Raw genomic sequence first — 13,650 nt, 5'->3', positions numbered from 1 at the left:
ATAGCAAGAAAATCAAAAAAATACTGATTCCATTTAAATAGTAATCCAAAAAAATGATAGATTTTCAGCTTTTGAGGCTTCCGGTCTCACCAATTTGCAAGTTCCAGCCTTTCAAATACATGAGGATCAAGCAGCTCAATTATTTCTTCCTGCATCTCTTTTACAGCCTCCTGAAACTTAAACCAGTGAGTCTTTTGATAGGTTTTAGTCTTCCAGCTATAGCAGCTTTTTAAAAACTTAAGCTGCTTTGAAAAGTAATCCAGACCCAGACGCTGCCAGCTGCAGCTGCGGTCAATCTTTAAAAAGCCGGTATTTATTTTTACTGCTTCGTTAAACCAGAGTGAGGGATCATAATCTTTTAGTTTTTCTGCCCCAAATTCTTTTTTTAAGCTTAATTTTTGACAGTAATTAATTCTTCGCTTTCTGCAGTTAATTTTAAACAACTCCGGGCATTCTGATTTTTTGCCGATTACTTTAGATAAATCAGCAAGCAGCTCATCTTTTTCGGAGCTGATTTCTGCTGCAGTTGCTGCTGGACTTTTATATTTTTTTAATTCTTCGAAGATCCTACCCGCAGCTTTTAAAAAAATCTTCTTATTATCCCGCAGAGAATTTGACGCACAGAGGCGGGGATCATGCCATAGAGCATGAGGAATATCCAGGCAATGGCCGGCAGCTGCATGACCAATCTTATAAACTGATCTATTAAAAAATGCACTTAACTTCTGCTGAATTTCCTCCACCAGGTTAAATTCATCATAATAGCCGACAAAATTCTGATGGGCAAAACTATCAGCAAAAGCATGAATGGCCAGCCCTATTTTATATAAATTATCTGATTTCAAACCCAGCTTAAGCACCGCTCTGGCATTTTTACTGTCTGGAGTAGTATTTAAGAGGTGCAGCTTACCATCCTTTCTCCTGGCAGAATCAACCAAAGGATCACCAGGAATAAAGTGAAAAACCGGATAAATGCGAAATAAATTTTTCTTTGGTCTGGTGATATTTTTAGTCTGAGAAATATAGTTACTGTAAGCAGAGTCAGAATGCTGATCAATATGATAGATTAGATCATTATCATCTATATACTGGCTCGAGTAGGCTATTATCTCAGCTTCTGCCGGCTTAAAACCGGCTCTTGCAGCTATCAGGTAGGTCATGTAATAATGAAATTCGATGTTCAATTTTATCACCCCGTTTTTGTCTTAAATCCTATTTCGAGCTCAGTTAAATTTTTCCTGCTTTTTAGTGAATTTTTTCTCAAAATTATTAAAAAAGAACAGCTCTTAAAATTTTGGGAGCTGCTATAAATATTTAAATTTTTAATTTTATTTACCCAGACAGCACTTCTTATATTTCTTACCACTGCCGCAGGGACAGGGATCATTGCGGCCAACTTTTTTGTTTTTAACTACTGTCTTTTCTCCCACTGAACCATCTCTATTTTTGGGCAGCGGCTGCAGATTCTTTTTCTCCTCTTCAAAAAGCTCATTTGGAGTGTGTCCTTTAAGAATCCACATCCGAGTATTGTTGTGCAGCTCATTTAACTGTCTTATAAATTTATCGGACTGCTCCTCACTTTCAAACTCATATTTATCAGTAAAATCCTGCAGCGACTTGATTGAACTTAAATCATTTTTTATATCGAGCATCATCTGCCAGAGTAAATCTTCAGCCTCATCCTGATCAATCGAAAAATCATTAATCAGCATTTTTTTGAACTTGCGCTGCACAGAATTTAATTTCTCCTGTTCATTAGTACCAGCATAAAGTATCTCTTTTTTTCGGGGTAGATAATAATCAACATTTGGCCGCATTTTAATTTCATCAATAATAGTCTCCGGCTTCAAAACACCCGGATCCAGATAGTAATAGCGGTAGCGTTCAAGATCATAAGTTGAAAGATATGTTTCATCAATAAGCATTAGAAAATCAACATACTGATCAATACTTTTTTCTTCTTTAAAGTAGCGATCATAAAAATCTTTAATTTGTCCTGCTCTTAAAGCTCCATAATAAGCTAATAAACCGCGAACAAAAGTTATAATATCCTGGTTTTCTTTAATTTTCTTCTTATATTCAGGAGCATTTATAATTTCTTCAATTTCTGCTGCCAGATCAACAGGGATTCTGACACTGGTTTCTTTTTCATCATCAATTAAATCAAGAATTCCTCGATAATAAAAGTTATAGAGGGCCGGTGGTAGAACATCTCTAAAAGTCACCTCTACCCGCTCATTATTTTTTTGTTTTTCAAGTACCATTTCTAAAAATTTAATATTTTTCGGCAGCTGGTACTTAAGCCAGCATCTTAGTTGAGATTTAATCCTTTGACTTAGAGCTTTTATTAATTCATTCTTATTTAACTGACTGATTCCACTAAACTCCCAGTACTGTCTGATTTCTGTTAGCTCTTTTTTGGTTAGAGTTGATAAAAAATCATTTAAATTCTGCTCTGACATAACTCAGCCTCCTCTTAAGCTGATTAAAATCATATTTAAGATTTAAACGAATCATTATTAGCTTCTAATACCACCGATTACTGTAACAAAGCACTTGTAAAAAAAAGCAGCCCTTTATAAATCAAAGAACTGCTCTTAATATTTAAGTTTTGATTTAATCAGGAATTTAAATACTTTTGATATTATTTTCAGCCTTTGAATCTTTCAGCTGATCAATTTTCATTTCTAATTCACTCTGGTCAAGACTCAGGCGAACAGTTTGAATATGAATTTTCTCAATTGTATAATTCATATAATCAAATCGATCATCCAGCTAATCAAAACGGTTCTCAAGCATCTCCAAAATTTTAGCTTCTGACATCTGTTTTACCTGCCCCGCTTCCTATTCTCCATATATCAATATTATATCTCAGAATGAAGGCAACGTGCAAACATAAATTCACATAATATTTTAATACTGCAAAAATATTTATCTTTCAAATTCAGATATAATTTTATTCTTTCTTCTCTCTGCTAACTTGATATCAGTTGAAGGTTTTCTCTTAAGGTGTTTGTTAAAAATTATCATCTACACTGTCTCACATAATTAATCACTTTCATGAAAAAATGGAGGTGTAATTACCGTTAAATCATCATCAACATTTGTAATATTACCAATTAGTAAAGATACTTTTTCTAATATAGGAGCAAGAATATCTCTATTCTCATCAATTTCTTTTTCTAAGCTTTCTATATTTAATTTATCTTTAAAATCCTCATTAAGCTCATATATAACACTTAGTTCCACTAAAATATTATAAAATGTTTCAGGGTTAAAAAATACTTTTCTTTTGAAGATTAAATAAACATGATTTTCATCATAATCTTTGACAATTATTTGTTGTATAATAAAATTACCGGGAATTGCAAAGTAGTATTCCAGAAATTGCATCTGGATACATTTCATTTTTCCGAGCTGTCCAATCAATATGAAAGGAAATTCAGTAATCTTAACACCCTTAATTTTTGAACTAAATCCGTCAAAAAAATTCGCCTTTCTTCCAGAATTCTTAATACCTGGATGGCGAGAGTGAAATATGCCAAAATATTAAATTCATCCGCATCCTCATCATAAATAAAAAAAGTTCTGCTCTTACCTAACTGTTCAAACAGAATTGCCCTATTTTTTAAGAAATATTCAATATCTGTATCTTTTTCACAAAGAAAAACAGAAATAAGTTCTTAAGCTTTAGACTCATTACTCATTTCTATTAATCTTTTTAGCGAGATAATATTTGTTTTAATTTCTTCTCACCTCGCTGCTCTTTTTCAGCTGATACGAGGCTTTTATCAATTTTAATACTTTTATTGGGAGTGGAAATAATTCTCTCGAATGACTCCACAGCCTCCTTAGTATTCAATGTAAAATCCTTATTAAAAGATGATGTGGCCATCCTGGTCCCTTCCTTTATCAGTATAATATATTTTACCTTTTTTTATTAATTCCTAGATCACACAAACTACAATTTTTATTCAGTTAACTAATTTATCTTTTTTTGAATATATTATATCTTAAATCAAGCTTATAATCGATATTCATTTCAATAAATTTCCTCATCTTCTAATATTTATACTACATAAAGTATATCATAGAATATTTTAGAAATTAAGTAAATTATTATTTTGGTGGCAAATAAAAAATTTGGTACTCAAAATATATTATATAGATCGAGTACCAGACTAATTATTTAATTCATGACATCACTTTCACCTAATTTATAATCAACTATCTCCAGTTTGTTCTTGATATCAAGTCTATACTTGCAGGCTTTAAATTCAGCCTCTTTAGTCAGCAGGTCAGCTGCTTTTAATTCCAGATTCTGATAGCGGTTTTCTGCCAGTTCTCTATCTCCAAACCAGAAACGAAGGCGATCTCTTAGAGCATATTCAGCAGGGTTTCTGGGCCGGCCATCATACATCTGCCGGTCAAAATAACCTTCCATTCTAAATACATCCTTAATATTTTCTCCAAATTCTTTAGAAACACTGCACTCATCACACTGACGGCAGATATAATCTCCCAGCTCTTCCGCATTGGCAAATAATTCCTCTTTATCTGCTTCAGTCAGCGGCTTAAACTCTTCTGCCAGTTTAGGAAAGTTGAATTTATCGAAATAATTGAAGTGAGTCATCATCACATCAAAATCATCTGTTTTTAAGGCTTTAAGCAATACATCAGGCTGACCATGAGCTGTAATTCCAATATGTTTGACCTTGCCCATTTCTTTTGCCTTTTTAGCCGCTTCCAGTGAGCCCCCCGGCTTTAAAATCTCCTCTAAATCTGCCTCATCACCAACACCATGCATGAAAATTATATCGAGATGATCTGTCTGCAGATTTTTTAGACTGCGGTCGATTTCTGCCATTGCGCCCTCAGCATCTCTGACTCCGGTTTTACTGGCCAGAACAAGCTCATCCCGCCTATTTTTTACTATTTCTCCAATCTTTTTTTCTGATTCACCATCACCATAAGAAGCAGCTGTTTCCAGATAATTTCCACCTCGATCTAAATAAGTGGTCAATAAATCTGCAGCCCTGTCAGCTGGTATTTCTATCAGGTGAAAGCCTCCAAAACCCAGCAGACTTATCTTCAGCCCGGTTTTTCCTAATTTCCTTTTTTCCATCAAGAAACTCCTCCTAAGCTAATAATATTTCTTATAAAATTTAATCTAAAATGTTAACTTTATTATTCATCACTGATCAATTATATTTAAAACTATCAATCTTGAAATATTATGTGATATCTTTAGCACTTTTATATAATTTGTCATAAAAATCCAACCTTATATCTCTTAATACAGGAAAATAAGGGCGAAATTCACTTGTTCTTTTATAATCTATAGTACCAATAACAAGATCTTCTTTATCATAATCAGCTTTACAGATAACGGGTTCTCCTGGCACTTTGGTGTCTTTATCACCTGGTCCAATTATAGTACTTCCACCCCAATATTCTGTATCTCCCTCTTTACCACCTAAATTACAATAAGCATACCAGACAGCATTTTCCATCGCTCTTGCTTTTACTAAAGGTTCAAATATATTTTTTTCAAATGATGGAGAGCCGGAAATTCCAACTAATAAGTCTGCACCTTTCAAAGTTAATAGTCTTGATATTTCTGGAAAATAAATATCATAGCAGACCATCATCCCAATTTTACCTATTTGGGTTTCAAATACCGGACTTTTGGAACCTGCTCTAAAATATCTGCGATCAGGAAAAGCACCTGGACCAACTTTATCAGTTGCGTGTCCAGGTAATGTATGCTTTCTCCATTTGCCAATATAACCTTCAGGACCAACTAATACTGCATCATTATATAATACACCTTCAATTCCCTTTTCCGGCATACCCCATATTATATATATATCATTATCTTTGGCTATATTAACAAACTGATTTACAGTTGGTCCTGGTATCTTTTCTGAAACTTCGAAAAAAGCATCTCCACAATTATATCCTGTAAGTGATAGTTCTGGAAAAATAATCAGATTAACATTCTGATCAGCAGCTTTCTCAATATATTTTTTCATTTTTTTGATATTATCTTCTTTTTTTAAAGTTTGCGGCTCAATCTGTCCTAAAGCAATTTTGACCTTCATACTTTTAATCTCCTTTATTCATCTAGTTTTTAATAAAAGATATACTACCTTAGCTTAACCTTAAAAGTTTTAATTTCATAAGGTTTTATTTTAAATTCAAACTCAGAATCATCATTTTCAATTTTTTCTATATTTTCTTCAACTAGATTGCATTCATGAACAGATTTAATTTCATTATCTAATTTTACTTTCACTTTATCTCTTCTATTTCCATATTCATAGAACCTTAAAATTACTTCATCACTATACTCAGCCTTTTTAACAGTTTCTAGAATAGTACTCTGTTCTTCGACCTCAATAAATGACTTCTCAGTTGGCTCAACACCATTTTCACCCTCAACTTTAACATTTTGAACTGGATAATTTAACTCATAAGCTTCCTTTACAGTCTCAGCTTCAAACCAGCTTCCTCCATGAGGATAAAGACTATAGGTAAATGAGTGATGACCTTGATCAGCTTCAGGATCAGGATAAATACCAGATTTAATTAATGTAAGACGCATTGTCTGATCTTTGATATCATATCCATATTTGCAGTCATTTAAAAGACTAACTCCATAATCCCCCTCTGATAAGTCTGCCCATTTATGGCCAACAACTTCAAACTTAGCATAATCCCAACTTGTATTCCAGTGAGTGTTTCTCTCAACATTACCAAATTGAATTTCATAATTTGCTTTAGTTGTTCTTACATCAATAGGAAAGGCAGTTTTTAAAAGTATTTGTTCTTCTGACCAATCAACTTCTGTTTCAAAATCAATACGACGTTTATCAGCATAAACTATCATATCCTGTTTAATCACTGAATCTAAGAATCTCCATTCTAGATTAATACGTACTTTATCATTTTCTTTATTTATTTTCATTTCTTTTAAGTCGTCAATAATATATTCCTTATCCTGATAATAAACATCTATATCCCAGGCATTAAAGCGCATAGGACGATCTTCAAAAGCCTGAAGTAAATTCGCTGTACCAGTTTCAGTAATAACTTCTCGTTCATATTCCTTATCATATAAAGAAACAATTTGTCCTTTATCATTTATTTCAATCTTATAAAACTTATTTTCAATTAAATTAGCTTCAACTTTTAGTTCCTTTACTGATTCCTTCTCTAAACTTTTCTTTATCTTTTTATCATTTTTAACGACTGGTTCCAGAGTTTCTTCATCAATTTCAAAAGAATAATATCCATTTCCAGGGATTGATTCAATTTCGTACTCTTTATTATTTAAATCTAAGTATGCATCTCTAGACCAGGGAAGCGAATTATAAACAACAACTTTTTTTCCATTTCCTTCAATCTGGTATGCAATCTCTTTTAAACTACTATTTAATAAAGTCTCCGTTTCATTAAATAATTCTTTAAATTCTGCATTAGAATCTTCGTAAACCTCTTTAATTGAAGATCCAGGTAGAATATCATGAAACTGATTTTTTAGTACAATTTCCCAATTTTTATTAATCTCATCCGCAGGATACTCTAATTTATTATTAATTGAACTGAAATTATTAAATAATTCTACATCATGAAGCATTATTTCGGCCTTACGGTTATTTTTCTTAACTTCCGCCTGAGATGTATATGTTCCCCGGTGATACTCTAAATAAAGTTCGCCATCCCAGACAGGTAGTTCTTTCTCTTTTTCCATCTTATCTGCTAAATCTTTAAAATAATCTTCAGACTTTCCAAAACTAACTTCAGGCATTCCAGGAACTTCCTGCATTTTTTTGCCTGATTCGATCATTTTCCTTGTAGGTCCACCACCACCATCACCCCATCCATAAGCCAGCAGCAGATCATCATTAATATCTTTTTGTTGATAATTATCCCAGATACCTTTAGTTGATTCAGGATTTAAAATTCCATTGTAGGTATAAAAAGGTGAATCATTATGAATTTCAGGTGTTGTAATAAAGTGGGTTAAAACTTCTGTACCATCAATACCTCTCCAGGTAAATGTATCATACTCAGGTCGATTAAATTGACTCCAACTAATTTTGGTAGTCATAAAATATTCCATTCCACTTTTTTTAATAATTTGTGGTAGTGCCCATGAATAACCAAAAACATCAGGTAACCATAAAATATTCCAATCAACATCAAATTCTTCTTTAATGAACTTTTTCCCATGAATAAATTGTCGAACTAGTGATTCACCTGAAGTTACATTACAGTCTGCTTCTACCCACATTCCACCTGTTACTTCCCATTTGCCTTCTTTTATTTTTTCTTTTATTTTAGCATAAATTTCAGGATAATCTTCTTTTATAAATTTATATAACTGAGGCATTGTTTGTACATAAGTATATTCAGGGTATTCATCCATTAATTTTAATACTGTTGAAAATGTTCTAGAACACTTTTCTCTAGTATGTAGCAGCTGCCATAACCATGCTACATCAATATGTGAATGTCCAACCGCTGTAATCTCCGGTAAATTATCTTCACTCTTTAATTCCTTAAGTGCCTCTTTTAAATAACTATTAGCTTTTTCTGCACTCTGCAAGAATTTTTCAGAATTAACTTTTCTAAAATCTAAGATATTTATGGATTTATCTAAAACTCTTAATAACTTTTCTCTTAGATCTTCACCTTTCTCCATGGTTTTAATTGATTCAAAAGTTATTTTAACTCGCTGATAAAAATCTTCTAAATTTTTATTACGATAAATTAAAGCTGCTCCTTTAAAAATATGTTTTTTATCTTCCAAACCGCTAAATGCTTTAATAGAAATTTCCAGTTCTGAACTAAAACTTAATTCTTTTTTAGTTAAGCAGACTAAAGAATGACTTCTGTCTAGTCCCTGCAGAGGCTTTCCATTAAGATAAAGTAAAGATTCTGAACCACTTAAATTCCCGAAATGTCCTGCCCCTGGAATAATTTTTAGATAAATTTTACCTTTTTCTAAATCCCACTCTTTAGGTACTTTAACTCTAGTATTGAACCACTGACAGACATTTTCCCCTCCCCATCTTTCACCAACTTTAAGTTTTTGGGATGTCATTTTTGTAAACTCAGGCAGCTTTTTATTCTCTAATTTAGCTGGATAAACTTTGAATTCTTCAATCTCTACACTTTTTTGACTTAAATTTTCTTTTAAATCCTTTAAATATCTTTCTATCTTTCCTTCTTTCATAAACATATTTAATCACTCCAATTTTTATTATTATTTTAGCCTTTTACTGCTCCAGCAGTCAAAGCTTTAAGTATAAACTTTTGTAATAAAAATACCATTATTATAGCAGGTAATAAAGATATTATACTTGCAGCTGCTAAATAATGAGTACTTATTTGTTGAAAGTTACCCTGTGTCATTAAAATACCAACTGAAACAGGATATTGACTAGTTCTATCTAAAAGTAAATAGGGAAGCAAAAATTGAGACCAGGCATTAATAGAAATAAATATTGTAGCACTGGCTAAAGCAGGTAGTGCAACTGGAAGAATAACTTTATGCAATAATTGAAATCTTGAAGCCCCATCAATTTTGGCTGCCTCATCTAACTCTTTAGGTATAGCGTCAAAGCCACCTTTTAATAAAAAAGTCGCAAATGGAATTTGGATAGCAATATAGACCATTGATAGCCCGAAATAATTGTTTAGTAATCCTAGATTAGAATAATACCGATAAATTGGAATACCAATAACAATAGGTGATATCATTTGAAATATAAGAATTACAAACAGCAATTTAGCTTTATTCTTAAAATCAAATCTAGAAAATGAATATGCTGCAGGTATAGCTACTAAAAGTGTTCCTAACACAGTATATATAACTAATTTAAAAGAGTTCCAAAGATAAGTAGTCATTGTAGTGTTATTTAATACATAAAGAAAATTATCAAAAGTTATATCTTTTGGAATAAAGGTTGGTGGAAAAATAAAAATTTCTGAAGTTGTTTTTAAAGATAAAGAAATAGTCCATAAAATAGGTAGTAAAAAAAATATTGAAACTAAACCATATAACATATAAATTGATATTTTTTTAACCACTTACTGATCACTCCCCATAAATCCTGCATATAATATTGTAAAGCTACCAGAAAGAATTAACATAATTACAGCGTATGCGGAGCCTCTTCCTAAATTTAAATGTCTAAAAACCTGTTTGTACGCTCCAAGTGATAAAACTGTTGTACTATTACCTGGTCCCCCCTGTGTAAGAGCAAAAATAGAATCATATGTATTAAAAGTATAAATGGTAATCAAAATTGTGTTTATCATTAGCATTGGTTTGAGCTGAGGTAAGGTAATATTCCAAAACTGCTGCCAGGTTGAAGCACCATCTATAGAGGCTGCTTCATATAATTGATCAGGAATCCCTCTCAAAGCAGCATACTGCATAATCCCACTAAAACCTGTTCCACGCCAGACATTAGCTAAAACTACTGAAAACAATGCCCAGGAAGGTGTATACAAAAATGGTATTTGATTAAATCCTAATAATCTAATAAAATAATTTAAAATTCCCCAGGAACTGCTGCTGTACATTATACTCCAAATAACTCCAGTTATAATTCCTGGAACCACCCAGGCTGTAATCATTGATAATTTCACTAAAGAGCTACCAAATAAATCTTTATTAATCAACATAGCTGTAATTAATCCAAGCAATAACTGAAATAAAACTGATGCAAATACAAAAATCAAAGTAACTTTCATAACCTGCCAGAAATCGCTGCCTGTAAGAATATGTATGTAATTCTCAAAGGTAAAACCTTCTTTTATAGATGTTATTGTTGCGTTACTAAAACTTAATCTTATTACATTTAATAAAGGATATAAAAAGAAAACCCCTAAAACTAAAGCTAATGGAATAACCCAAATCCACCATCTTTCCATTATGTTTTTATTCATACTCTTCATCCTTTCTTTACACATTCTAATTTAATGAGGGCTCATTTTTTAAAATAAGCCCTCATATTATTTTTATTATTTATTTGCTTCCCATTCACTTAAAGCTTCTCTCTGTATCTCATCGACTTCAGCTTCAATATCATCAGTTTGACCAGTAAGTAAACGTCCTAAAGCAGTCTGAGTAAGTTCAGAAACTGTATTATAAAGAGAATTAGCAGGTCTAGCATTTCCATATTCTAGAGATTCACCTAATTTAATCATGCGTTCATTTTCAGAATAATACGGATCATTTTCATATATTGATTCTCTTGTAGGTAAGTAATTATAGACTTTTGTTCTTTCTGCCATAGCTTCTTTACTACCTACTACTCTCATAATATAGTCAGCAGCTAATTCCTGTTTTACAGGATCATCACTTAATACAGCCCATGTCCAGCCACCATTACTATTTGCTCTTTGATCTGCTTTCATTTGTGGGAGGGGTACAAAATCCCATTTTTCATCAGCATCATCAATTATATCGTCAATTTGATTATACAACCAACTTCCATTTGCAACCATTGCTACATTATCAGAACGAATTTCAGCTAACATTGGATCACTAGAGGTAATTGAAGAAACCATAACAGGAGCTGCACCTGTGTCAACTAGTCTTTTTAGAAAACCTAAACTATTTACTAATGCTTCCTTATTTTTTCCTTCGCCAATAACAGGTCGTCCGTTTTCATCAAACATTTCTCCATCCTGAGCCCAAAATAAAGGCCATACATTACCATTAACTGCACCTTCCCAGTTGCCGAGCCATGCAAGGAAACCGTGAACTCCTTTTTCTTCTTTCATCTTTAAAGCCAAATCAATTGTTTCATCCCAGGTTCTTGGAGGTTCTTCAATCCAATCTTTTCTATAATAAAGAAAGCGAGCATCAGTTTCACCCCAAATTGCATGCATTTCTCCATCTTTCATAACTACATCTTTTGTGAAACCAAAAAAATCATTAACAGCATCCTCACCCATATATTTATTTAATGATTTGGTATAACCATTTTCTATAAACCTGCCTATCCAAAATGAATCAATATGTGCAAAATCAGGCGCATTACCAGATTCGGCTTGAGTCAACAAAGTTGCCATTGTCATAGAAATTTGTCCGGTTGGTGCTACCTGAACATCAATTCTAGCATTAGGATGAGCTTTAGCCCACTCTGCAGCAGCTTTTCTTATATAGTCTTTTCTATTGTCAGTAGCAGCAAATAATGTATCAGAGCGCTGAATATTGGCTGTTAAAACTATCTCAGCATCTGGATTACCAATTCTCTCAGGTGTAACTAATTCATAGTCTTGAGCGAAGGAAACAGAAGTCATAGCAAATAATACAAGCAAAGCAATTAGTAATGTTTTCTTTTTCATAATTTTTAATCTCCCCTTTATTATTAGTAAAATTCTAATCAATTAACGGCAGAAGTTAAGTAAAATCCTCACCTCCTTTGTCTAATAAAATAATAACTATTTTGACACAAAATTATATTTATTCTGAAAATTTAAAATAAAAGACCTAATCAATAGGTCTACATGAATCTCTTATCTCTAAATCACAGGATTGATAAATTTGTTGAATTTCTTTTTCTTTATTATTTCCTTCTATATATTCTAAAAGCAGATTTACCGACTTTTGACCAATGATGTCTGAATGTTGATTGACTGTGGTTAATTTTGTTTCTAAATGTTTAATTTTATCAGTATAATCGAAGCTTACTACCGATAATTCTTCTGGAATGTCAATCTGATATTCTCTGGACATTTTGATCAAATCAATTACAATAATATCATTCACACCAATTACTCCTGTAATATTGTTTTTTTCTATATGATTAAAAATTTGTTCATTAATTTTATCTCTAGTCTGTTGTTCATCATAAGTAAACACATCATTTTCTTTAATACCATATTCTCTTAAAGCTCTTTTATATCCAGTAATCCGATCTTCAATAGTACTTGTGTTGGAATAATGACCTTTTAAAAACATTATATTTTCATGGCCTAATTGAATTAAATATTCTGTTGCTTTATAGCTACCATTTATATTATCTGCCATTACACAACTTGTATGACAAAACTGCAACTTTCTATCCACTAAAACAAATGGAAATTTTTCAGATTTAAGATCATAAATAGCTGTACTATCTTTTTGATCTTCAGCGGGATTAATAATTAATCCATCAACCATTTGACGTTTCATAAATTGGATAACTTCAGCTTCTTTTTTATAATTATTAAAGTGATCTTTTAAGATAAAAGTATATTCACTACCATCCAAAGCACTTTCAATGCCGTTAAGAATTTCTATATTAACACCATCAGTATAAGGCATAATTACTCCAATTTGCTTACTTTTATTATCTTTATTGTCTTTTTCACCCTGTGTGTCATAAACAAAAGTACCGGTGCCCTGAACCCTATATAAATAACCTTGATGGACTAATTCCTCAATAGCTTTTCTTATAGTATACCTGCTAACCTCTAGTTCATTACTTAATTCTCTTTCTGACGGAATCAATTTTCCCTTTTTATATTCTCTATTTTTAATTTTATTTAAGCGAATTTCATAAAAATACGCCTTGATATAACAAAGATTTTAATGATATAAAAAGGGCTTCACCCCATCTTGTCGAATTTAATAGTAGCACC

At 32.1% G+C, this 13,650-nt stretch carries 12 protein-coding genes; all 12 read right to left on the bottom strand.

Annotation, left to right across the window (positions count from 1 at the left end; genetic code table 11):
* Positions 1–86: 86 nt before the first annotated feature.
* Positions 87–1,184, bottom strand: coding sequence for a DUF6765 family protein (locus DFR80_RS13235; protein ID WP_147270194.1), 1,098 nt, complete (start codon positions 1,182–1,184; stop codon positions 87–89).
* Positions 1,185–1,328: 144 nt separating this feature from the next.
* A complete protein-coding gene (locus DFR80_RS13230; protein WP_114490251.1) occupies positions 1,329–2,462 on the bottom strand; it encodes a YecA family protein in 1,134 nt (377 codons plus the stop codon).
* A gap of 166 nt (positions 2,463–2,628) precedes the next feature.
* Positions 2,629–2,754 (bottom strand): hypothetical protein, encoded by a 126-nt coding sequence (locus DFR80_RS15485; RefSeq protein WP_255417052.1) that lies wholly within the window; start codon positions 2,752–2,754, stop codon positions 2,629–2,631.
* Positions 2,755–3,048: 294 nt separating this feature from the next.
* Positions 3,049–3,393 (bottom strand): hypothetical protein, encoded by a 345-nt coding sequence (locus DFR80_RS13225; RefSeq protein ID WP_147270193.1) that lies wholly within the window; start codon positions 3,391–3,393, stop codon positions 3,049–3,051.
* A gap of 328 nt (positions 3,394–3,721) precedes the next feature.
* Complete coding sequence (locus tag DFR80_RS15290; RefSeq protein WP_199505824.1) at positions 3,722–3,895, bottom strand: hypothetical protein; 174 nt, start codon at positions 3,893–3,895, stop codon at positions 3,722–3,724.
* Between the two features lie 294 nt (positions 3,896–4,189).
* Entirely contained in the window at positions 4,190–5,125 is a 936-nt protein-coding gene (locus DFR80_RS13220; RefSeq protein WP_114490249.1) for an aldo/keto reductase, read from the bottom strand.
* A 109-nt stretch (positions 5,126–5,234) separates the two neighbouring features.
* Positions 5,235–6,104 (bottom strand): carbon-nitrogen hydrolase family protein, encoded by an 870-nt coding sequence (locus DFR80_RS13215; RefSeq protein ID WP_114490248.1) that lies wholly within the window; start codon positions 6,102–6,104, stop codon positions 5,235–5,237.
* Between the two features lie 44 nt (positions 6,105–6,148).
* The gene (locus tag DFR80_RS13210) at positions 6,149–9,250 is read right to left on the bottom strand and encodes an alpha-mannosidase (protein ID WP_114490247.1); all 3,102 of its coding nucleotides are present in this window, start codon (positions 9,248–9,250) and stop codon (positions 6,149–6,151) included.
* A gap of 29 nt (positions 9,251–9,279) precedes the next feature.
* The gene (locus tag DFR80_RS13205) at positions 9,280–10,101 is read right to left on the bottom strand and encodes a carbohydrate ABC transporter permease (RefSeq protein WP_233493888.1); all 822 of its coding nucleotides are present in this window, start codon (positions 10,099–10,101) and stop codon (positions 9,280–9,282) included.
* Positions 10,102–10,965: a carbohydrate ABC transporter permease gene (locus tag DFR80_RS13200; protein ID WP_158537724.1), complete on the bottom strand. Its 864-nt coding sequence runs from the start codon at positions 10,963–10,965 to the stop codon at positions 10,102–10,104.
* Positions 10,966–11,040: 75 nt separating this feature from the next.
* Entirely contained in the window at positions 11,041–12,372 is a 1,332-nt protein-coding gene (locus DFR80_RS13195; RefSeq protein WP_114490245.1) for an extracellular solute-binding protein, read from the bottom strand.
* Positions 12,373–12,517: 145 nt separating this feature from the next.
* Positions 12,518–13,549 (bottom strand): substrate-binding domain-containing protein, encoded by a 1,032-nt coding sequence (locus DFR80_RS13190; protein ID WP_255417054.1) that lies wholly within the window; start codon positions 13,547–13,549, stop codon positions 12,518–12,520.
* Positions 13,550–13,650: the final 101 nt, after the last annotated feature.

The sequence above is a fragment of the Halanaerobium sp. ST460_2HS_T2 genome, from assembly GCF_003337665.1.
Classification (GTDB): domain Bacteria; phylum Bacillota; class Halanaerobiia; order Halanaerobiales; family Halanaerobiaceae; genus Halanaerobium; species Halanaerobium kushneri.
The sequence above is the reverse complement of the archived record's forward strand: the minus strand, read 5'-3'. Positions and strand labels throughout refer to the sequence as shown.